This window comes from Weissella ceti (assembly GCF_018394055.1).
Lineage (GTDB): Bacteria > Bacillota > Bacilli > Lactobacillales > Lactobacillaceae > Weissella > Weissella ceti.
In genome coordinates, this window is record NZ_CP074441.1 from 843893 (window position 1) to 866125 (window position 22233).

Here is a 22233-nt window from a genome sequence, read left to right on the forward strand (position 1 = left end):
CACGCTCCCCTCCTTTTCTTGTGTATATATCAGTCAATAGATATAATGAGTAGATATAAATAAAAATAAGGACGGCGCTTATTAAATGTCACAACGACAAGAAAATATTCGAAATTTCGCAATTATTGCGCATATCGATCACGGTAAGTCTACTTTGGCTGATCGTATTATGGAAACAACAAACACAATCAGTAATCGTGAAGCATCAGCTCAACTCCTAGATGATATGGAAGTTGAAAAGGCTCACGGTGTCACTGTTAAGTCACGTACTGTTCGTAACTACTATGTGGATGCTAATGGTGATGAATATGAATACAACCTAATTGACACGCCTGGCCACGTCGACTTTAATTACGAAGTGTCACGTAGTCTATCTGCCACTGATGGTGTGTTGCTATTGGTTGACGCAACTAAAGGTGTGCAAGCACAAACCGTTGCAAACTACCGCCTTGCTAAGGATGCAAACCTAACCATCATCCCCATTATCAATAAGATTGATAACCTAATGGCCGATGTTGAAAAAACAGCTGCTGAATTGATTGATTTGGATGAAAGTTTCGTGCCAGAAGTAACGCTACATATTTCCGCTAAGACTGGATTAGGTATTGACAGTGTTCTTGAAGCGATTCGTGATCGTATCCCGGCGCCAGTTGGTGACCCAGAAGCACCATTAAAAGGCCTAATCTTTGACTCAAAGTTTGATCCATATCAAGGAGTTGTCGTACAGGCACGTATCTTTGAAGGAACATTGTCTAGCCAAGATCAATTGCGTTTCATGGCCAAGGATGTTCAAACTCAAAGTAAAGAAATTGGGTTCTTTGACCCAATGAGCCGTAAGACCAACACATTGTCTGCTGGTGACGTAGGCTACATCATTACGGGAATCAAAGATCCGCGTGCAGTACAAGTTGGTGACACTGTGACAACTAAGAAGAATGGTGCATTAGAGCCATTCCCTGGTTACCAACAAATTGAACCAATGGTGTATGCTGGTCTATACCCTAAGGGTGGTGAATACAGTGACTTGAAGTTAGCCATTGAAAAGCTATCTTTGAACGACGCGGCTTTCCAATATGAACCAGAACAATCAGAAGCACTTGGAATGGGATTCCGTGGTGGTTTCTTGGGAATCTTCCACTTGCAAATCATTCGTGAACGTTTGAAGGCTGAATTTGGACTAGATGTTCTAACAACGATGCCTAACTCAACTTTCCGTGTCACAGTTAAGAATCAAGACGCACCGTTATACATTGAAAACCCAAATCAATTCCCGCGTTACAATGAACTGGTAACGGTTGAAGAACCATATGTGCGTGCCAAGATTACTGCACCGAACGAACAATTGAACGACATCATGCGTTTGGCTGAAGGTCGTCGTGGTGAAATGGCTGATTTGGAAACAATTGGTGACATGTTGTTGATCACCTACCGTATGCCAATTTCAGAAATTGCCTATGACTTCTTTAACGAACTAAAGTCTGTCTCACACGGATTCGCTACCCTATCCACAGAACGTGATGATTTTGGTCCATCTGATTTGGTTCGTTTGGACATTGCAATTGACTACGTTGATATTGATGCACTGACATTCGTCATGCACCGTCTACGTGTTGATGCATTCGCCCAAGAGATTACTAACCGTCTAAAGGACTTAGTACCACGTAAGCTGCAAGCAATGCCCGTACAAGCTACAGTAGAAGGTCGTGTGATTGCGCGTTCAGATATTCCACCACTACGTAAGGCTGCTGCTTCAGGTGGTAAGACATCAAAGAAACAACAACAAATGCGCCGCCAAGGTCAAAAATCACAAATTGAATTGCCACAAACTGTATTTGACGCAATTCTAGATATGAATAGTTAAGATTAATTGATACTAAAAAACCACTTAATGCCTAAATTCCAAGGTCATTGAGTGGTTTTTGTTTTAATACATTTTTTAAGCATCCCTAAATATGATTGTCAGTCTATTTGAACATATTAAGCTAAACTGTTCATATTGCGTTGTTATTTTTATTTGGAGGGAAATCTCAATGGAATTATTATTGAACCTTAATCTTGAGGATAACATTATTTATAAACAAGAAATATATCAAGACAATGGGCATCATATTACACGAATTGTTACCTTACAAGGTGGTGTGTTTATTCTAGATCAGACATCTGTCACGGAAAGATTTCAATGTAATTATCATTACACATTGTCTGATCTAGGTATTACTCCCATTTATACCCTACCCAGTGATGATTTCATAGATGTTCGCATCTAAAGTTTCTTCTTTATATTGCCACTTTTCAGGTACAATATAATTAAAGAAACCATTCAAGGAGCCAATCTATGAATAATCTACAAACTTTACGTGAATTTTCAGAACTTTCACAAACAGTTATCGCAGATGCCATCGACGTATCAGTTGATGAATTAGCTGCATTTGAAAGCGAGACACTACAACCGAGTATTTCTCAATGGCAAGCACTAGCTGAATTTTTTGCTTCTCGATTCCACGTAGCCAACATCGGTAGTCATCGTGAGCCCATTCATTTTCGTCTAAGTACAGATTATTTAATGAACACAGGTCTAACATTAAATGACCTATTAGCGATGCAATGGTATTTTCTAAATCGTCGTCCTGAGCTTGGCCAATTTGGCGTTGCTTTGTTCACACCAGGTGACCCTACTGCCTTAGAGCGTATTACAACTGATTTAAATAAAATACTTGATGAATATGCGGGATTCCTATTATTAAACCATGATGGATCCCTAAATAAATTTATTGATGAACGCAACAATAATAAAATTAGCGATTGGCGTTTAGTACTATATAAAAATGAAAAACAATATTTAGATATCACTGATACCTTAGTCTACATGTCTAACTTGCCGAATTTCAGTCAATTTTAAATTTAAACTGTCTAATAAAAACACCGAGATACCCATTGGGTTATCTCGGTGTTTTATTTATTTATGATTTTACATCTTCCAGTCAAGTACTGTCTTACCCCAGTTCTTCGTTAAGTCATCATCAAAAGCATCTGTAATATCTTGAATTGTTCGTACTTCTTGAACTTCAGGAACCATAACCTCTAAACGATTTTTAGCTGCATCGCTGTTGGCCACCATATCAATAGCTGTTTGGAAATCTTCTCGCGTTGAACGAGTTGTTCCAACCAGTGACAATCCCTTTTCTAGGACCATACGTGTATTAATTGCGACAGGATTTTCTGAAACACCTGATAAAACAATTGTTCCGCGTGGTTTGATATATTTAATAATTTGTTCGATCGCACTTTTAGATCCTTGACCACCAACTACTTCAATCGCCTGATCAATTACTAAATCTTCCGGTATGTCATTAATTTGGAGTGTCTTAGCAAAAGAAATATAGTCTAATTTCTCTTGATGCTTTCCAAAAACAAATAGTTCAGAATCAGGGAAAAGTTCACGAGCAACTACGGCCGTAATATACGCAACGTTTCCGTCGCCCCAAATCCCAATTTTGTCAGATCGATTAATCATCGTTTCTTTCAAACGATGAATTGCTTGGACTGCTACAGAAACAACTTCAAAAAATGCATTCATATTTGATTTAGCTTCTTGTGGAATTTCAATCAAATTTTCTGGCTCCATCGCCACATATTCGCGCATAAATCCATCTTCCGTTGAAGAACGGAAAGTAGAACTGCGAAGATAGTTATCAGAAACTAACTTATCATGCCCATGAGCATGTGTTGGAATCATAGCAACTAACGTACCTGGCTTGAACGTATTTGAAGTATCTCGAACAACTTCACCTACCGATTCATGTACCAACGCCATTGGCAAACGTTGTGCTAAAATTTTTTGATCTCGCATACCAGTATAATAACGTTCGTCGGCACGACACAAAGACATTAATGTTGGACGAACAATTACTGTATTTGGTTGATTAATCGACATGTTTACAGATACTCGTTCAATTTGACGAACACCTGTTAAACGATAGACATTATTTAACATCTAAGTTCTCCTGTGCAATGATATTGGCAATGCGTAAATCATACGGACGAGTAATCTTAATGTTAGACTCATCTCCTTCAACGATACCAACTTTATGTCCGGCCAGTAGCATTACCTTAATTGAATCAGACAAAATTACACGTTCATCTTCAGTCATTTGGTTATATTGCTCTTGGAAGGCCATAATATTAACCGTTTGTGGTGTTTGCCCTTGGTACATTTCATCACGTACTGGGATTTCCACAATTTCACCATCAATCGCTCGAACAATTGTATCAGTTGCACCAATCACTGTATCAACAGCCTTATACTTGGCAATTGCATCAATATTATCCTTCAAGATACGACGAGAAATAAACGGACGCACAGCATCGTGCATAACTAAGACATCATCCTCTGTTAGACCAAAGTTTTCTTCAATATAGTTAATCGCGCCCATCACTGTATCGTTACGTTCTGCTCCACCTTGAATGACGACGATACGATCATCATCTAAATATTTTGCAAATAAATCACGTGCATATTGCATCCATTGTGGGTGTACAGAAACGATAATCTTATCGAATTCTGATGCTAATGAAAATTTTTCTAGTGTATGAATAATAATTGGCTTGTCTGCTAGATTCAAAAATTGCTTTGGCAACTCAGTATGCCCCATGCGACTTCCAATTCCACCAGCCATTACTTGTGCGTAAATCATATGTTTACTCCTATTTCATCCAAAACTTTGCGTGTTGTTGTTCTTGTTTAATTGGTGTCTGCCAATCGCCATATAATTGCGTTAAATACGTGTCTATATCAGCAACTTGCCAAACTTGACTGCCTTCAAAGGTAACTGGTACCAAGTCTTGCCAAATGTTTTTGTCAAAAAACTCTTTTTGTCCATGCATACCATTCAATACACCTGCATATGCCGGCGACTTCATGTATTTCAGGTAAATATTTACCCATTTTACTTCTAATGTATTCAATGAATGCGCTTGATTATTATGAATCACTTTTCGCAACATTTTCTTAAATGGAACACCTTTAGCATCTGGTGGATATGCGCCAGTTGAACGCGCAGTATTTCGTAAAATATTGATTATTTTATGACCAACTAAGTAAATTTTACGCTTAATTGACTTTTCATCTAATTCGTCGATGGGAAAAATATCAATAAAGACACCATGTGTCATCTGATAGTATGGTGATTTACCTGTAGATTCAGTATCTACTAATCTCATGTACGGCACCAGACTATCTTGATCATGTTCTTGGATTAAACGAAAACGCGGATTTTTTGGTACATAATTTTCTTGTATCCACGTATAATCTGCACGCATCAAACCAACGTCAACATCATCATCCCAAGGAATAAAGCCTTCGTTTCGGACATGACCTAATAAGCTACCACCTAACAAAATAATTTGTTTTTGATGATCAGCTGCAAACCCCGCAACATCTTTTAAAAGTTCGCGCATAATAGCTTGTATTTGATTTGTTGATAGCTCTTTTTGCGTCATACTCTTTCTCTAACTTTCACATATTCCTTTTTAGTATATTCACTATTTTCAAGGACGTCAATTTTTCATATTTATTAAAAAACAAATATTTTAATTTTTTTATTTCGTTATTTTATATGGATTAATTGTCTTAAATCCTGATTGCATTGCATCAACAAAACGTTTTGAAGCCAGTCCATCTAAATCATCAAAATAATAATCTAAAAATCCATTTAAACGTTCTTCATCTACTGTTTTATAATCTTCAATTTCACGTACTAGGTCGTCAAACTCTTTTACAATTGGACCTGGCACAAAATCAGTATAATTAACATAAAAATCTCGTTCTGCTGTGTAAGCTTCTAAATCAGGTGTAAAGAAGATTGTCTTACGCTTCAATAAGCTATATTCAAAGACAACAGAAGAATAGTCAGTAATTAATACATCTGATACTAACAATAAATCATTGATTTCACGATAACTTGATACATCGTAAAAGAAATCTTTGTATTCAGCAGGAATATTCATTTGATTCTTAACAAATGGATGAACTTTCATCAAAAATACAAACCCTTGTGGTTTAAGTGCATCATACAAAGCTTTAAAATCAAGCCATTCATATGGATAGTGTGCTGTTCGTTGTCCTGGGCCACGGAATGTAGGAGCAAACAGCACAACTTTTTTATCTTGAATAAAGGGTAATTCTTCTGTTAATTCAGCAATCGCTTGTTGTTTCTTAACATCATCGAAAAATAAATCTGTACGTGGTGCACCAAGTGGCAACACTTTATTTCGATCAATACCAAATCCTTCAGCATAAAATGGTGCAACATTTGTCGAAGAGACAACGGCAAAATCATAATTACGATGATTTTTTGATAGCGGATTGGGTCCACCAGGCTTGCCAACACGACTAAAGCCAAATGTCTTGAAAGCACCAACTGCATGCCAAACTTGAATTAAATCAACTTCAGGGCGAATCGTTAACGGATATACTAACGGATAATAATCGTCCAAAATAACTTGATGGCTTGTTGCAATCCCCCATGCTAACTGTGTATATTCACGCCATGACTTTAACTCATTATTGGTTTTCTTCAAATAGAAATTTAAGCGAAAATCTAATTTTTGATTTTCAATTTCCTCTACAATATATTGAAAATTACCTGATAAGTCGTTACGGGAATCTGACAAAAATAGTACTTTTTTGTTGTCTACTTTTGCAAAACGTACAAACATGCGGTATAGCATCTCAAAATATACTCGTTGTAGCTTATCATAAGCTTTACGTGGGAATTTTCGTGCCTGTTTCATCAATTTAATTAATTTACGACTAATTTTTTGTCCATAAGCCATCAATTTGTTGTTGATTGAAACAAAGTCTTTGTTAGATGTAATATATCCATCACTGGTTTTCAATCGTGGTAGTCCACTCTCAGTCCATTCTACGGCTTGAATTTTGACTCGTTCCCCACGCATAGTTCGCTTGTTTGTGCGCGTTGATTCATCAAAAGTTGTACTTGTATAGTAGTGTGATGATGAAATAATAAATACACTATCTACGTTTTCGTAGACATAATTTACAATGTTCTTTTCTAATAACACTAATTGTCGAATATCTGATCGGATGTAGCCGCGATCTGTCTTAAAGAAGGGCGTTCCAGTTTCAGTCCAACGTAGTCCTTCTACAGTGATTAATTCAAACTGTTTTAATGTGCCTTTTGGTGTTGCGTTTGTTAATTGTACAGCCGTAAAAATTGGTTGATCGCTTAATGCCACCACACGTGCTGGAAATTTTTTTGGCACCAAATATTCGACTGATTCATTTTCTAACGGTGTTTTTATCAATGTTCAACTCTCTTACATTTCATTAATTAATTTCGTTTTGCTTATCTTTTAAGTATACACTATCGGATTGTCCACCCACCATCGATTGGTACAACCTGTCCTTGAATGTATGCTGATTGTGGACTTGTTAGATACAAGGTTAAATCTGCAACTTCCTGAGGTTGAGCCCAGCGTTTTTGTGGTGTTTGTGCAGCGACTTCTTTTGCCATCAACCCTTCACCTGCAAAGTCTGCGGCATTCATAGGCGTTTCAATCGCCCCTGGAGCAATAGCATTAATATGAATCCGATCAGCTGCATAATCTAATGCAAGTTGACGCATCCACCCAACTAATGCATGCTTTGACGTTGTATACGCACTACCGCCACCGCCGGCAATCATCCCCGCGATAGATGCCATATAGATGATCTCACCTTGCTGACGTCCTTGCATTGATGGCAACATTGCTAACGTTAATTGGATTGGGGCATTTAAATTGATTTGCATAATGCGTTGATAATCAAGCATGCTCATCTCTAATGCTGGCCTGAAAGCATCTAAGACACCTGCAGTACTTAAGAAAATATCAATCTTCGTTAATAACTGCGTATTATCTGCAATCCACTCATCAACTGCAATCCCATTTGATAAATCCAATTGCCAAGTTATCAATCGAGTATTTACCTCAGTAATGATCTCTTTATCAATGGCGTAAAAATCTGCGCCAGCTTCTAAATAGGTCTTCATCTGTTCACGACCTATACCTGATGCAGCACCAGTTATAAGAACTCTTTTTCCGGTATAATTTTGATTAATCATATCGTCCCTACTTCGTTAAATCAAAACGGCGGCTCAGTCCATAGATTAATACACCACCTAGCATCAATGACACAAATTCACCTATTGCGACCCAACCATAGGTCATCCAAAATGGTGTATCTGCAAAAAGATGTAGTTCTAGCGCAATAACCCACATCATAGCCGAATTAATAACAGTGCTTAACACTAATTTCAATGCGATACTGTCAATGTGACGCGTTGCGTAATAGCTCATGGTTGTCATCATGAACGTTCCTAGTGTACCAAACAACATGTCAATCATCCCCAATGGAGAAAACATGTTAACAATGAACACACCGATTGTTACAGCAACAATATAGCGTTTATTAAATACAGCTAGATGATTTAAGCCTTCTGATAGTCGAAATTGAATCGCACCATATTGTGGCACTGGGATAATAAAAGTTAGGATAACATACAATGCACCAATTACAGCAATGATCGTACTATCCTTCGTATTAAATCGTTTTTGCATCTTCATGCTCCTAGTTTTTTTGCGTGGGATGGTTACGAACCACGTTAAATTTAAAATTTAGACAAATAAAGGCCAAATCTTATTTAATAATTATAACATTAATGGTATAGCACTGCCTTATTCTTCTAAGGAAGATACAAAAAGAGCCGAGGATGATCTTACATCATCCTCGGCTCTTTTCTTGTGTTATCTTTTCTTGTGTTATCTTTTCTTGTGTTATCTTTTCTGGATGTTATTTCCTACAACATCCTAGCTAGGAAATGCTTATGATTCCACAAGTTCAAATAATTCAGTTTGTACACCTCGTCCAGCCCACATTGCTTGGATAACTTGTGCTTCGTCAAGCGGCATGCCTTCCAACCCTTCTAATGTGCGTTGTTCAGTCAAGCAATTGTTACGTCGACCTAAGATCAACACTGAACTAAATGCTTGATTCAAAATCTTTACCAAGTACATATACATTTCCTAACCCTATTTATCAATTTACTCATACAATTATACAGAATTTCAGATGTTTTCTCAACCAGTTTACTTACTAAAATCCATGAATAACAGAAAAAAACTAGGCATGGTCAGCATGCCTAGTTCTTAATTATTTTTGATTAAATTTGTCCCCAAACATCAAATGAAATTGATGGGAAAATACCAACCAAACGGCTGATTTGTTCTGGTGACAACTTAAATTCAATTGCTGGTAGCAATGCGTTTACGATATCTTCTGCACGGTCAGAAACATCAGATACACCAACAAGGTTACCTTCTTGGTTGAAGATCATTGTAGTTGTTCCTTGTGTTTCGTATGTCACTTGACGGTACCAGTTTCCAGCAACGTCATGCTTAACGATCGTGTACAATTCTGGTTGTTCTTCCGCAGCTTGAACAGTCACACCTGCCATCGCAACACGTGGTGTTGTGAAGACGTTTGTGGCGATTGTTGGGTAGTCAATAGCCGCTTCTGATTGACCTGAGAAACGACGCATTAGGTACAATGATTCGAAGATTGCAGTTGGTGTCAACTTAGGTTGAGTCTTGTTGATAACGTCACCTGAAGCGTAGATGTTTTCAACGCTTGTTTGCAAGAATTCGTTAACTTCGATTCCAGCAGCTGATGCTTGAATACCCAAGTTTTCCAAACCAATATTTTCAACGTTGGCAATACGACCAGTCGCATCCAACACGTAATCAGTTACGATTTCGCCGTTTGTAGTTGTCACTGTGATTTGACCAGCGTTTTCAGCCAATGAAGCTACTTCAGTATCACGCATGATTGTTACACCACGTTCTGCCAAGTCAGCCAATACAAGGTCTGAAGACGCTTCTGGGAAGGCACGCAAAGCCACTGATCCACGTAGAACCAATGTAACGTCTGCACCGGCAGCGTTAGCCATTGTTGCACTTTCCAAGGCCACATATCCACCACCAATAACAGTCATCTTAGCTGGCATTTCTGACAAAGCCAAGAAGTCCTTTGAATCGTGTGCCAATTCTGTTCCTAGAACATCCAAACGGTGTGGACGCAATCCAGTTGAGATAACAATCTTATCCGCAGTGTATGTCTTGTCTCCAACTTGTACAGTGTGAGCGTCAACCAATTCACCACGACCAAAGATCATTTCGATCCCTTGTCCAGTCATCATACCTTCAATGGCACCTGGCAAAACATCAATAACATTGTTCTTGTGTGCTTGGTTCTTTGCCCAGTCAATCTTAGTTTCACCTGAGATGATTCCGTTTGACTTTTCAATGGCGTGTTGTAGCTTAACAGCTTCTTCTAGCAAAACCTTAGCGTTACATCCCCAGTTTGGGCAAGTTCCCCCAACCTTGTCAGCTTCGATAACACCAACCTTAACACCGCTAGCCGCCAAAGGAATGGCACCGTCAAATGTTCCGTGTCCGCTACCGATATATAGGACGTCAAAGTTAAATTCTGTCATTGTATTTCCTCCAAATGTTTTGTTGTCAATAAAGCGATTGCTACATCATTAATCCATGAAAATTGCGCGTTGCGCCATTTCAATCAAAGCATCTACTTCTTCTACCTGTACCTTCGCATTATGTTGGGCACGTGTTTGTAGTAGCCATTGTAGTGGTTGTAGCGCTTGAGCTACAATCAAATCTACGTTTTTAGTCCGCAACTTGTTTTGTTCATACGCTTGTTTGATAACGGCCATCATTGCTGGCCCCAGTAAACTATCATCCCCTTGCATTTCCTCGGGTAAGTATTCTGGATTCGCACTTAACGCAGTCATGAAATTAACTTGCTTTGGATGTGCTAAAAAGGTTTCAGCATACGTACGCATCACTTGAGCAAACTGCTCTTGCACCGTTGATGCTGGGTTTGGTAGTGGTAAATTAAGAATTAGTGTCTCACGAATGCTTTGATATAAAGTTCCCAACAAGTCCGCTTTATTTTCATAGTAAATGTATGCTGTTGCGACTGATACATTAGCACGCTTAGCCAATTTATTAATACTCAATTGGCTTAATCCCTGTGCTTGTACCAAGTCGTAAGCAGCATCCTCAAGGGCCTGAATCTTACTCATATCTCTATTTCGCATACTTAAATACTAAACTGTTTATAGCCTTTATTCAAGTTAAGTCGCCGAACATGTTAAGTATTTAGACACAAAAAAAGCACCCCACAAGTGGGATGCTTCTTTTAGACTCCTGATAATCTGCCGATTACCAAGAAGCCTTCTTAACACCAGGGATTTGACCCTTGTGTGCCAAGTCACGGAAGTTCAAACGAGACATTCCAAATTGACGCATGTAAGCGTGTGGACGTCCGTCGATCTTGTCGCGGTTGTGTGCACGAACTGGTGATGCGTTACGTGGCAACTTTGATAGTCCTACGTAATCTCCAGCAGCCTTCAATTCAGCACGCTTTGCAGCGTACTTTTCGATAGTTGCTTCGATCTTCAATTCTTTTGCGATCTTTGACTTCTTAGCCATAATTACTTAACCTCCTTGAACACAGTAACACGACGCAACTTTGGAGAGTACTTCTTAAGCTCCAAGCGGTCTGGTGTGTTACGACGGTTCTTAGAAGTTAGATAGATACGTTCGCCAGTTTCAGCTGACTCTAACAAAATGTTAATGCGCATTAACAATAACTCCTCGAATTTATTTGTGAGGTGCCCCCCACTACTTACTTGAACGACAGATTCGGCTGCATCGGCCAAATCCAAGCTTGCGCCGTTTCAAATAGCTAGTAAATACAAATGTTTACTATACACGGATTATCAAACAACTTCAAGCTTTTCCCAAGTAATTTTTTCATTTTTTCTGACAACATTATACTGCTGTCTTACGTCCATGATACCAGAAGATAAAACCAAATGCAGCTGCAAGCGTATCCAATGCCAAAACATCAAAGAATCCACGTAGCGGCCAGCCAATAATACTGACGCCCATTACCATCACATGGAATAGTCCAAATAAAATGGCTAGTAATTGGACAGCGTTTCCTAAACTCATTTGGCTATCTGAAAAGGCAGCTTGACTGTAGCGCCACAGTGTAACGATGATTAGCGATACATATAATGTATTCATCACGTTACCAGCTGTTAAACCAGTCTCAAAGGCGACTGTTGCCATTTGAGAAGATACTCCCAGACTTAGTCCCACATAGATTACGAACGCCACAGCGACCTGTTGGAGCTTTGTCGCAAGGTCGTCTAGTCGTCGACTTTTATATTGTTGATACACAGCAACCAGACTAAATAAGATTAATCCGGCTGCCACAATTTGCAAGGTCACGAATGCCATTCGATAAGGTGCATCACTGGCGGTCAAAACAGCCAGTGGATCTCTCGTAATATCGTAGAGTGGCCAGATAAACGTTGCCACCATACTTTGCATCATTAAGATTAAAGTCCCCCCAATTCCTGCGAAAATACTTATTTTTTTTTGCCACCATTCTTGCATATTATTCCCCTAATTCGTTTTTAATATCATTTATTATAGATGATTTGACCGTAAAATTTCTAATAAAAAACACCATATCGTCGTTGATATGGTGTTCGTATGTTCAAATTAGTCACGAGTAGTAGACTTAACTTCCTCGAATTGACCTTCAAGCACATTTTTATTATTTACTTTGTTTTGTCCAAATGACGCACCGTCTGCAGTATAAACATTTACTTGTTCACGCAAACGCGCCATCATTGTGCGAGCCTTGTAACGTACGTACAAGCCAATCGCTAGGAAAATTAAAATAATAACGAACAATACTGACATTGTACATCCCCCGTCTCTTTTCTATACATATAGATTAACAGCAATAACTTAAAAGAGACAAAAAAATATTTAGACAAACAAAAAAGCCTGCCTAAGCAGACTTTAAAGTGAATTATCCCTTTAGACGTTCAACGTCACGAGCGATTTCAAGTTCTTCGTTTGTTGGGATCAACAATACTGAAGCAGCTGAATCTTCTGTTGAGATAACGCGTTCAACACCACGAACGTTGTTCGCTTCTGTGTCAATCTTGATTCCCATGAAGTTCAATCGGTTGATGATGTCTTCACGAACGTTAGCAGCGTTTTCACCGATACCAGCAGTGAATGTGATGGCGTCAACTCCACCCATTTCAACGATGTATTGTCCGATGTACTTAACAACGCTGTCAGTGAACATAGTCAAAGCCAACTTAGCGTGTTCGTTAGTGTCTTCAACTTGTTCCAAGTCACGCATGTCTGATGACAAAGTAGAAACTCCCAACAATCCTGACTTGTTGTTCAAGACGTGTAGCATTTCTTCGTTTGACAATCCTTCACGTTCTTGGATGTAGTAGATCAATGAAGGATCTACGTCACCTGAACGAGTAGCCATAGTTACACCTGCCAAAGGAGTGAATCCCATTGAAGTGTCAAATGACTTTCCATCCTTGATGGCAGCAACTGAGGCACCAGCACCCAAGTGCAAAGTGATAACCTTAAGATCTTCCAAAGGCTTCCCCAAAACAGCAGCTGTACGTTCTGAAACGTAACGGTGTGAAGTTCCGTGGAATCCGTACTTACGTGCCCCATACTTTGTGTAGTATTCGTATGGCAATGCGTACAAGTAGTTTTCACGAGGCATTGTTTGGTGGAAGGCTGTGTCAAATACTGCAACAGAAGTAGCTTCTGGCAAGATTTCACGGAAGACCTTGATACCTTCAGCGTTAGCTGGGTTGTGTAGAGGAGCGTAAGCAGCAAGACGTTCGATCTTGTTAACTACTTCGTCGTCAACAACAACTGACTTGTTAAACCATTCTCCACCCGCAACGACACGGTGTCCAACACCTGTGATTTCGCTGATTTCAGCGATAACGTTTTGTTCTTGGAATTGTTCAAGCATTGTTTCAATAGCTGAACGGTGGTTTTCGAAATCCTTAACGATTTCAAACTTTTCACCGTTGAACTTCATTGAGAACACACCGTCTGTTAGACCGATACGTTCAACTTGTCCGTTAGCAATGACTGTTTCTTCAGGCATTTCCAACAATTGGAACTTCAATGAAGATGAACCCGCATTAATTGATAAAGTTTTTGACATGGTTAAATCCCCTTCTGACATTTACGTAATTTCTTCAAATTATATTCTAGCACAATTACTTAAACTCTTGTGAGTTTTGTTTAATTTCTTCGTATATTCGTGTAAAAAAACGTTGATTCATCGTATTGATTGCGCATTCACTTTTTTTCACAAACTCGACGTCATTTATCTGTAAAATGGTTAATTACACCTTTTTTACGTGACAAAATCATCACTAACTAGACGTAATTTACAATTGTTTAAGAAAACAACATTTTATCAAGTTATATTTTTTACGAAAATTTTTAGCACAATAACACCTTTTTACTGAATTAAGCTTGTGTGTTTAATTCAACAATCTTCAATACTGTATCAACCGCTTGCTTCATTGTACGTGTTGAAACGTATTCGAAACGACCATGCATGTTTTCAGCACCGGCGAAAACGTTAGGTGTTGGTAGGCCCAAGAAAGTAATCTTTGACCCATCAGTTCCACCACGAACTGGTTCGATGATTGGTGTGATATCCAGTTCCTTCATGGCTGCTTCTGCAAGGTTAACTGATGTCATGTTGTCCTTCAAAATTTCACCCATGTTGTAGTATTGGTCAGCCATCTTCAAAGCAATACGTTCTTCACCAAAGGCAGCGTTCATGTCATCAACGATCTTTTGCATCATTGCCTTACGACCTTCAAACTTTTCGCGGTCGTGATCACGAATGATGTACGCCATTGAAGCTTCTTCAGGTGTACCGTCCATTGCTAGTAGGTGGAAGAATCCTTCCATGCCTTCTGTGTGTTCTGGACGATCATGTTCTGGCAAAGCTGCGTGCAAGTCCATTCCAACTTGCAAGGCATTAACCATTGTATCCTTAGCTGTTCCTGGGTGAACGTTACGTCCCTTGATCTTAATTTCAGCACTAGCAGCTGAGAATGTTTGCCATTCTAGTTCCCCTAGTGGTCCACCATCAAGTGTGTATGCAAAGTCTGCACCAAATTCTTCGACGTGGAAGTTGTTGGCTCCCATTCCGATTTCTTCGTCAGGTCCGAAAGCAAAGCGCAATTCTCCGTGCTTTACTTCTGGGTTAGCAATGAAGTATTCTGCAGCGGCCATAATTTCAGCAACCCCAGCCTTGTCATCTGCTCCCAACAAAGTTGTTCCATCAGTTGTAATCAATGTGTGGCCATCGTACTTCTTTAGACTTGGGAAGTCCTTTGGTGACAAAGTGAATTCGTCATTCAACTTAATGTCTGATGCACCGTCGTAGTTTTCGACGAATTGTGGTTGCACATTTTCAGAGTTAAAGTCGGCTGTGTCAACGTGCGCAATGAATCCAATTGTTGGTACGTCAGCATCAATGTTTGATGCCAAGTCTGCGAATACATATCCGTCAGACATTGTACGAACGTTTTCAAGTCCCATCTTTTCCAATTCAACGGCCAAGTCAGCCAAGAAAGCAACTTCCTTCGGGTCAGAAGGTGTTGTCGTTGATGTTTCGTCAGAACGTGTATTAATCTTCACGTAACGTACAAAGCGCTCCACCAAGTTTGGGTATACTGCGTTAATTTGTTCTAATTCACTCATATTGATTACCTCTTCCTTAGATATATTGATAAGGATCTGTATTCACATCAGATGTAAATACATTATCCAATTCCCACTTATTATCATTTTGCCACTTTTTAACTAATTTTGCCATTTCTGATGTCGCTAAAGCTTCCATATGATGATCTGGATCAATCACAACGAAGTCATCCATCAAAATACTGTGCCCAACGTGATAATAAATATCCGCTGTAACATAAGCATCTGCACCAGCGGCTTGCGCAACGACATATTCCTTACCACCATCACCACCTAGTACGGCAATCTTTTTAATTTGGCGATTCAAATCATTGGCAATGACACGAACCTTCTCAACACCACAGATATCACGAATAAAAGCTGCATATTCTGCAACAGTCGTTGTTTCTGCTAATGTTCCGATACGACCAAGCCCCGTTTCACCATCTGCGTTAGGCAATAACGGCTTCGTATCTTGAATACCAAAGGCAGACGCTAACCAATCGTTCAAACCATCTTTGGCTGAATCCAAGTTAGTATGGGCTGCGTAAACAACAATATCGTGCTTAATCAACTTGGCGTACATTTGGTTTTGTGGATCACTCAAATCCAAATTCTTAGCTGGACGGAACATCACTGGATGATGAGCGAAGATAAAATCAACACCCTTTTCAATTGCCTCGTCTACCACAGCAGGCAACACATCCAAAGTCGTCATCACATTATGAATTTCTTGTGTGCCATCCCCAATTTGAATCCCAATTGCATCACGTTCCCACGCTAAGTGCTTTGGTGCATGTGCTTCAATCTTTGCAATTAAATCATTCGCCTGCATGAGCAAGGACCTCTTCAATTTCTGACTTTTGTGCCACGTACTTGGCGTAGGCTGGTGAATCTTGCTTTTCAACAGCGACCAATTGCGCCATCACATCACCAATACGGTCTGCTTCACGTTGCCACTTAGCACGCCATACATCATCGTTGTTAGCGATATTGAATGGTCCGTAGTGACGTTCTTGATCAGTCAATTTTTGTGCGCCTGGTTGTGCAACCAAGATTTCGTAGTAATGTCCTTCATCCAGAATCATTGTTTCGGCTGTTAGCTTGTAACCATGTTGTTCTAACCATTCACGTACAACATAAACATCAATGTTGGGTTGTAGAATCAAGTAGTCATAACGTTCGTTGTTTTGGTGACCAGCTTCAAGAATTTGCGCAATCAAACGACCACCCATTCCTGCAACAACAACAGTATCAATATTGTCTTCTGGCTTAACGGCTGCTAGACCATCAGCTAAACGTGTTTCTAACTTATCAGTCAAACGGTGACGCATCACTTCTTGACGCGCATTTTCTAGTGGGCCCTTAGCGACTTCACCCGCAATCCCAAAACTGATTTTGTCAGCCAACAATAGGTTTGCTGGCAAGTAAGCATGATCAGATCCAATATCAGCCAAACGGGCGTTAGCGGGTACGAAATCTGCAACAACTTGTAATCTCTTTGATAAATGCAATGCGTCCATAATTTTGTCTCGTTTTCTTTAAAATATTAGTTCTATTTTATCACAATTCAAGGAACTACTTTGGCTAGTTATGATAGATTAATAAGTTTTTGACATTCTCAGTAGATAGTAAAAAAGAGCAACCATATTTATGGCTGCTCTCTTACTTTGTTAAATAATTACGATTACATTTCTGAAAGTCGCTTCATAGCGTCATATACGTTTTTGTTGGACAAAATTCGTTCCACAGATTCACGCATTGCTTGCTCTACACTCTCTGGTGCTTTGTATTCTGCACGTACTTTAGTGGCGTATTGAATCAGTTCTTCTTCTGTCATTCGAATTACCTCCTCTTCTTACTCAAATAGTTTAATAGCACTATGTTTAAAAAGCAAATCATAAACATTTGCTTCCGTTAGCTTACCATTTGCAATATCCACGGAAATTCCATACATATCTTTACCTGTTTCATGCACCAACGCCTCTTCATCAAATATATAACCATTTAAATCTAGATATGCAAGAGCTGATAACAAAGCCGTTCGTTTATTACCATTATGGTAAGCCTGTTTCGTGGCAATTCGCACCCAATAAAACGCCGCCCTCTCGAGAATCGTCATTGGATAGTCAACTCCTAAAGGTGGGTACAAAGAAGCGTTTAATATATATTTAATTTGACCATCAAATTTTACACCATAAACACCATTTTCTTCAAACAGATCACGAGCAATTTGATTTAATGCTACCATGATTTCAAAGTCAAAGTTAACTGGATTTATATCGATTATTACCAGAGACATCATACTTTCACAGACTAACTTATCATCTTTTATACTGCTCCTTCTTTCCAGAATCAACATAATATCCTACTACTTTATCATTGGGGTCTTTTGTTTCTACCAGCCAACTTCCTGAAAACTGTTTGTTTAAAAGACTAACGAATTCTGCATATTGTTTCTTTCCAATACGAGGTTGTAATAGAATTTTGGGTTTCCCACTAACATTGAACAAATCATTTCCTGATAAGTTTGACATCCTGTTTCTCCTTTTTATAAAAAGCATTTTCACAGTTACGTGATAACAGTAATGCGCCTCAGATATTATTTTTTCCAATAATTTTAATACATGTTCCCAGCAAGCACTTCGGCTTGATCGACCTAAAGCATTTACAGTAATAAGTATTGGTTAATAGAGCTAATTAAAAAGACACCCACCATAATTAGTGAGTGTCTCTCTTAAATGTTAATTCATGATTTACAACAACTTAGAATTCGCTGTCAGCCATTCCGGCCAATGTTTCACTCATTTCTAAGTCAGTTGGTACCAATTCAACGTAACGTGTTAATGTTTCAAGCGCTAGTTCATGGTTACCATTTTCACGGAAGTAGAAGAATGCTTCTCGTAAGAAGTTTGCATCATCAATAAACAATGGTACAGCGGCTTGCCAGTATTGAGTTGCCATTTCGTAATCTTCCAATGCTGTGTAGCTTTGCGCCAAATTACGGTAGATGATTGGATCAATGTCCGCTTCATCATCTGCAAGATAATCATTTAGCAAGCTAATGTTTTCAGTGTGCTTTCTTTGTAGGACCAACCAGTCAGAGTAGTCCAAGACTAGTGTTGTGTCACCAGGGTTATTGCGTAGCCCTTCTTGGTACAATGTTTCAGCTTGTTCACTTGACCCTAGTCGTTCACTTAGGATAGCGGCACGTTCAACCAACTTTGTGTTGAATTGATCAACGGCCAAACCAGCTTGATAAGTACGTAGTGCATCTTCATCTTGTTGCGCATGTTCGTACAAGTTTCCTAGTGGTTCGTACAAAGTTGCGTAACTTGCATCAATGTCCATCAACTCTTCAAAAGTATCAATGGCCTTTTGATGCGTTTCTTCATCAGCAGCGTACAACATCCCCAATTGAAAACGAACATCAGGTGTCAATTCAGTTGGCTTGATTTGTTCTAGGTATGCCAATGCATGTGTGACATCCCCAACCAACGCATAAGCCACACCAATACGTGACGCAATATCAGTTCCTGAGAAGTAACGGTCACCATTCTTCAATAGCTCACGGTAGTAAGCAATTGCTTCTTGGTACTTTGCTGAGGCAAAGTAGTATTCAGCTAAGGCAAAGCCAATAACTGGCTCTTCAGGCGCCAAACTATAAGCTTCTTTCAACTTTGATTCCGCTGGTTCATACAATCCTTCTGATTGATACAAGTCCGCCAAAACCATCAATGATTCCAAGTAAGCATTTGACGTTGGCTTAATATCAGCCAAGTATGTCATCGCTGCATCAGTATCATCTTCATCAATTGCGATATCAGCTAAAGCTGTACGTAATTGATCTTCATCTGGATAACGTTCTAATAGCTTTTCGTAAGCACGCTTAGCTTGATTACTCATTCCTAGCGCGTATAGTTCTTCGGCCAATGAATAGATTGTGTCGTCGTCATCATGACGCAATGATGAGGCAAATGACTTCTTTGCTTCATCAACTTGACCCAATGCCAATTCATTTAGCATGCGTTCTCCAAAAGATGCCATTTATTGCTCCTTATCTGCATTGGCTTTTTGTCGTGCTTGAGCCAATAGCGCTGCGCGTTGTGATTGCTTTTGCTCACGGGTTACTTGGCCGTTTTGTGCGGCTCCACGTGAAAAATCGTTTGATTTAAGTGTTCCTTTAGTTGACATGTTCTTGCCCCCTTTTTTAAGTAAGTACATCAATTATATACCACTTTGCCTGTCTAACCAACGCCTAACCCCACCATGTTATAATACATTTACGGAGGATATATCATTATGGTTATGGAAGCGTATTTTAAAGAATTACGAGAGAAGATTGGACATGAAGAAATTATCATGCCTGGTGTGATTGGCGTTTTGTTTGACGAAACGCGTACTAAGGTACTCCTGGAACAACGTGGGGATGGTGAAATTGGGTGGAGCTTCGTTGGTGGTATGCAAAACATTAACGAAAGTGTCATGACTTCAATTATCCGTGAGTTCAAAGAAGAAGCTGGTTTAGAAGTTGAAATCGACTCGTTGATTGGTGTCGACACAAACTTCCACCATGTATTCCCAAATGGTGACCAAGCACAAATTCCCGTAACTGTGTTTGAGGTTAAACAAATTGGTGGACAATTAGAAGCCGATGGCGAAGAAACATTGAGCCTACAATTTGTTCCCTTAGAAAGTCATCCTAAGATGTACAACAAGCAACATCAATACACAATTGATCAATTAATCGCTAATAAGCCTTATGGTTGGTACAACTAATCATTTAATTGATGATGTACTAGCAATTACATGAATAAAACCGCTGAAGCAACGTGTCATTCCTTCAGCGGTTTTTTATTTGCCTATTCTGTATTTACTAGCTATTCATACATTTAATTGACTTTAATTATTTAGGGTTTTCAGTTTGATGTTCCTTTGACGCAGAAACACGCTCACCATCAACGATAGATTGTCGCTTTGATTCTTCGATAACTCCTGAGTCTACTTCATTAAATTCTCGTTCTATTTGCATGATGATCTCCTCAATATTATTACTTACATGTCTACTTTGCTCTCTTGGGTAGAGAAACTTAAGTCTTCAGATGCTTTTATATGAGTTCGTTCATGTTTTATCAGCTATCAAATCGCAGGTTCCTTACGGACAATTGGAATTTAAAAGCAAGTGAAGATTAATCTGGGTTACTACCTGTCAGTCTTAGAATACACCTGGACCTACCACTAAGGTTAAGCCAGGATATTTTCCTTGATGATGTGCCAATTGTGTAAGTATTCTATCCATCATATCTCATCCTCCTCTAGACGTGATTTTTGGTACTCGTCATTCAGCGCACTCCACTAGTTTTAGATATATGTTGTTCCTTAAACCTAATAAAAAGAAACGCCATTACATTTAATACTAGTGACAAATAATAATAGATATACATCTCATCTATTTATTAACATTATAATACTAATTATTTGCTTTCGCTTATTTTTTGTAATTAAAAAAACGATGAACAACATCCGTTCATCGTGTTTTTCTGTGTTTATTATATGGTTTTACCACGAACTACGCAGATTTGAAATTATGCCTTTGTTGCAACTTCAGCAAATTTTTCAGCAATAAAGTCACGTGACGTAGCAAGCAACGTTTCTTCTTCATCCGTCAAATTAAGTTGGCAGCTTTGTACAACACCATTCGAACCAATAATAGCTGGATATGAGTAGTACACACTTTCACCTTCACGTAATTGTGCTAGAACTAGTTCTTCATGCGTATTACTTAAAACAGCTTTCGCAATTCGAATACCTGACATCGCAACACCGTAACAAGTGAAGCCTTTACCCTTCATGATTGCTTTGGCTCCTGCCCCAGCCTTAGCAGCAACTTCGTCCAAATCAATTCCACGCTGAGCAGCTAGTTCCACCATTGGCATCCCTAAGGCCTTAACAGTTGACCAGGCAACAAATTGGGTTTGCCCATGTTCACCTAAGCTATAACCAGTAATTGAACGTGGATGAATATCTAGTTCATCCGCCAAGACACGTTGCATACGCGCCGTATCAAGCGCTGTTCCGGTTCCTACCACTTGGTTAGCTGGCAGTTCTGTTTCTTGTTGGTAAAGCGTTGTAATGACATCTAATGGGTTTGACATGACAATCAAGACCCCATTAAAACCAGAAGCTTTAATTTTTTGACTCACATCACGAACCATTTCACTTGTAAAGGCCATTTCGGCAAAGCGATCACCATGGCTATTCTTTTGAAGCCCAATATCACCTAGGGTTGAAATCAACACATCAGCATCCTTCAACGCTGACCAATCATTCGCAATGATCTTGGCATTAGCCATCAAATCATTGCCCATAGCATCTTCAAAATCAAGCTTGTTCGCTGTTGCTTTCTCTTCGGTACGGTTTAAAAAGACGTATTCATCGGCAACATTTTGCGCAATCATTCCTTGCGCAACGGCACAACCGACATTTCCCATGCCGATAATTCCAACTCGTTGTGTCATGTGTATTTCCTCTTTCGTT

The 22233-nt window shown here is 39.2% G+C and carries 28 protein-coding genes and 1 riboswitch; of the genes, 4 read left to right on the forward strand and 24 right to left on the reverse strand.

Annotated features, from left to right (window positions below; genetic code table 11):
• Nucleotides 1-85: 85 nt before the first annotated feature.
• The 3 genes from lepA to KHQ31_RS04345 all read left to right on the forward strand — a co-directional run bounded on the left by lepA (nucleotide 86) and on the right by KHQ31_RS04345 (nucleotide 2899).
• Nucleotides 86-1861 (forward strand): translation elongation factor 4, encoded by a 1776-nt coding sequence (gene lepA / locus KHQ31_RS04335; protein WP_213408161.1) that lies wholly within the window; start codon nucleotides 86-88, stop codon nucleotides 1859-1861.
• A 169-nt stretch (nucleotides 1862-2030) separates the two neighbouring features.
• On the forward strand, nucleotides 2031-2267 hold the full coding sequence (locus KHQ31_RS04340) for a hypothetical protein (protein WP_213408163.1): 237 nt from the start codon (nucleotides 2031-2033) through the stop codon (nucleotides 2265-2267).
• Nucleotides 2268-2335: 68 nt separating this feature from the next.
• Nucleotides 2336-2899: a helix-turn-helix domain-containing protein gene (locus KHQ31_RS04345; protein WP_213408165.1), complete on the forward strand. Its 564-nt coding sequence runs from the start codon at nucleotides 2336-2338 to the stop codon at nucleotides 2897-2899.
• 69 nt (nucleotides 2900-2968) lie between these two features.
• On the opposite strand, the gene KHQ31_RS04350 is transcribed toward KHQ31_RS04345, so the two are convergent.
• The 22 genes from KHQ31_RS04350 to KHQ31_RS04455 form a co-directional block, all read right to left on the reverse strand.
• Nucleotides 2969-3994, reverse strand: a complete 1026-nt coding sequence (locus tag KHQ31_RS04350; protein ID WP_213408167.1) for an alcohol dehydrogenase catalytic domain-containing protein — start codon at nucleotides 3992-3994, stop codon at nucleotides 2969-2971.
• Complete coding sequence (locus KHQ31_RS04355) at nucleotides 3984-4694, reverse strand: IspD/TarI family cytidylyltransferase (RefSeq protein ID WP_213408169.1); 711 nt, start codon at nucleotides 4692-4694, stop codon at nucleotides 3984-3986. Before KHQ31_RS04355 ends, KHQ31_RS04350 begins: the two co-directional genes overlap by 11 nt.
• 10 nt (nucleotides 4695-4704) lie before the next feature.
• On the reverse strand, nucleotides 4705-5499 hold the full coding sequence (locus KHQ31_RS04360) for a LicD family protein (RefSeq protein ID WP_213408171.1): 795 nt from the start codon (nucleotides 5497-5499) through the stop codon (nucleotides 4705-4707).
• Nucleotides 5500-5598: 99 nt separating this feature from the next.
• On the reverse strand, nucleotides 5599-7326 hold the full coding sequence (locus KHQ31_RS04365; RefSeq protein ID WP_213408173.1) for a CDP-glycerol glycerophosphotransferase family protein: 1728 nt from the start codon (nucleotides 7324-7326) through the stop codon (nucleotides 5599-5601).
• A 59-nt stretch (nucleotides 7327-7385) separates the two neighbouring features.
• On the reverse strand, nucleotides 7386-8123 hold the full coding sequence (locus KHQ31_RS04370) for a 3-oxoacyl-ACP reductase (protein WP_213408175.1): 738 nt from the start codon (nucleotides 8121-8123) through the stop codon (nucleotides 7386-7388).
• A gap of 7 nt (nucleotides 8124-8130) precedes the next feature.
• Nucleotides 8131-8619, reverse strand: coding sequence for a QueT transporter family protein (locus KHQ31_RS04375; RefSeq protein ID WP_264336043.1), 489 nt, complete (start codon nucleotides 8617-8619; stop codon nucleotides 8131-8133).
• A 4-nt stretch (nucleotides 8620-8623) separates the two neighbouring features.
• Nucleotides 8624-8668: riboswitch (PreQ1 riboswitch) on the reverse strand.
• Nucleotides 8669-8883: 215 nt separating this feature from the next.
• Complete coding sequence (locus tag KHQ31_RS04380; RefSeq protein WP_213408179.1) at nucleotides 8884-9075, reverse strand: hypothetical protein; 192 nt, start codon at nucleotides 9073-9075, stop codon at nucleotides 8884-8886.
• Between the two features lie 146 nt (nucleotides 9076-9221).
• Nucleotides 9222-10553: a dihydrolipoyl dehydrogenase family protein gene (locus KHQ31_RS04385; RefSeq protein WP_213408181.1), complete on the reverse strand. Its 1332-nt coding sequence runs from the start codon at nucleotides 10551-10553 to the stop codon at nucleotides 9222-9224.
• Between the two features lie 48 nt (nucleotides 10554-10601).
• Nucleotides 10602-11162: a TetR/AcrR family transcriptional regulator gene (locus KHQ31_RS04390; RefSeq protein WP_213408183.1), complete on the reverse strand. Its 561-nt coding sequence runs from the start codon at nucleotides 11160-11162 to the stop codon at nucleotides 10602-10604.
• Nucleotides 11163-11301: 139 nt separating this feature from the next.
• The gene (rpsN, locus tag KHQ31_RS04395; RefSeq protein ID WP_009496480.1) at nucleotides 11302-11571 is read right to left on the reverse strand and encodes a 30S ribosomal protein S14; all 270 of its coding nucleotides are present in this window, start codon (nucleotides 11569-11571) and stop codon (nucleotides 11302-11304) included.
• A 2-nt stretch (nucleotides 11572-11573) separates the two neighbouring features.
• On the reverse strand, nucleotides 11574-11723 hold the full coding sequence (gene rpmG, locus KHQ31_RS04400; RefSeq protein ID WP_009496479.1) for a 50S ribosomal protein L33: 150 nt from the start codon (nucleotides 11721-11723) through the stop codon (nucleotides 11574-11576).
• A gap of 190 nt (nucleotides 11724-11913) precedes the next feature.
• Nucleotides 11914-12546 carry a hypothetical protein gene (locus KHQ31_RS04405; protein WP_213408185.1) on the reverse strand — a complete coding sequence of 211 codons (633 nt, stop codon included), beginning with the start codon at nucleotides 12544-12546 and terminating at the stop codon, nucleotides 11914-11916.
• A gap of 108 nt (nucleotides 12547-12654) precedes the next feature.
• On the reverse strand, nucleotides 12655-12858 hold the full coding sequence (locus tag KHQ31_RS04410; protein WP_213408187.1) for a hypothetical protein: 204 nt from the start codon (nucleotides 12856-12858) through the stop codon (nucleotides 12655-12657).
• A 112-nt stretch (nucleotides 12859-12970) separates the two neighbouring features.
• Nucleotides 12971-14155 (reverse strand): acetate/propionate family kinase, encoded by a 1185-nt coding sequence (locus KHQ31_RS04415; protein ID WP_213408189.1) that lies wholly within the window; start codon nucleotides 14153-14155, stop codon nucleotides 12971-12973.
• A 311-nt stretch (nucleotides 14156-14466) separates the two neighbouring features.
• Nucleotides 14467-15717, reverse strand: coding sequence for a peptidase T (pepT, locus tag KHQ31_RS04420; protein ID WP_213408191.1), 1251 nt, complete (start codon nucleotides 15715-15717; stop codon nucleotides 14467-14469).
• Nucleotides 15718-15733: 16 nt separating this feature from the next.
• The gene (locus tag KHQ31_RS04425) at nucleotides 15734-16531 is read right to left on the reverse strand and encodes a Nif3-like dinuclear metal center hexameric protein (protein WP_213408197.1); all 798 of its coding nucleotides are present in this window, start codon (nucleotides 16529-16531) and stop codon (nucleotides 15734-15736) included.
• On the reverse strand, nucleotides 16518-17219 hold the full coding sequence (locus KHQ31_RS04430; RefSeq protein WP_213408198.1) for a tRNA (adenine(22)-N(1))-methyltransferase: 702 nt from the start codon (nucleotides 17217-17219) through the stop codon (nucleotides 16518-16520). The genes KHQ31_RS04425 and KHQ31_RS04430 overlap by 14 nt, the downstream gene beginning before the upstream one ends.
• Before the next feature lie 164 nt (nucleotides 17220-17383).
• Complete coding sequence (locus KHQ31_RS04435; RefSeq protein ID WP_213408199.1) at nucleotides 17384-17536, reverse strand: hypothetical protein; 153 nt, start codon at nucleotides 17534-17536, stop codon at nucleotides 17384-17386.
• An 18-nt stretch (nucleotides 17537-17554) separates the two neighbouring features.
• Complete coding sequence (locus tag KHQ31_RS04440) at nucleotides 17555-18058, reverse strand: Fic family protein (protein WP_213408200.1); 504 nt, start codon at nucleotides 18056-18058, stop codon at nucleotides 17555-17557.
• Nucleotides 18021-18233, reverse strand: a complete 213-nt coding sequence (locus KHQ31_RS04445; RefSeq protein ID WP_213408202.1) for a hypothetical protein — start codon at nucleotides 18231-18233, stop codon at nucleotides 18021-18023. Before KHQ31_RS04445 ends, KHQ31_RS04440 begins: the two co-directional genes overlap by 38 nt.
• A gap of 229 nt (nucleotides 18234-18462) precedes the next feature.
• The gene (locus KHQ31_RS04450) at nucleotides 18463-19743 is read right to left on the reverse strand and encodes a tetratricopeptide repeat protein (protein ID WP_213408204.1); all 1281 of its coding nucleotides are present in this window, start codon (nucleotides 19741-19743) and stop codon (nucleotides 18463-18465) included.
• Complete coding sequence (locus KHQ31_RS04455; RefSeq protein WP_213408206.1) at nucleotides 19744-19890, reverse strand: hypothetical protein; 147 nt, start codon at nucleotides 19888-19890, stop codon at nucleotides 19744-19746.
• A 108-nt stretch (nucleotides 19891-19998) separates the two neighbouring features.
• On the opposite strand from KHQ31_RS04455, the gene KHQ31_RS04460 reads away from it, so the two are divergent.
• Nucleotides 19999-20475 (forward strand): NUDIX domain-containing protein, encoded by a 477-nt coding sequence (locus KHQ31_RS04460; RefSeq protein ID WP_213408208.1) that lies wholly within the window; start codon nucleotides 19999-20001, stop codon nucleotides 20473-20475.
• Between the two features lie 127 nt (nucleotides 20476-20602).
• On the opposite strand, the gene KHQ31_RS07895 is transcribed toward KHQ31_RS04460, so the two are convergent.
• Together KHQ31_RS07895 and KHQ31_RS04465 are read right to left on the reverse strand one after the other, a co-directional pair.
• A complete protein-coding gene (locus KHQ31_RS07895; protein ID WP_264336046.1) occupies nucleotides 20603-20728 on the reverse strand; it encodes a hypothetical protein in 126 nt (41 codons plus the stop codon).
• Nucleotides 20729-21281: 553 nt separating this feature from the next.
• Nucleotides 21282-22214, reverse strand: a complete 933-nt coding sequence (locus KHQ31_RS04465; RefSeq protein WP_213408210.1) for a lactate/malate family dehydrogenase — start codon at nucleotides 22212-22214, stop codon at nucleotides 21282-21284.
• Nucleotides 22215-22233 lie beyond the last annotated feature (19 nt).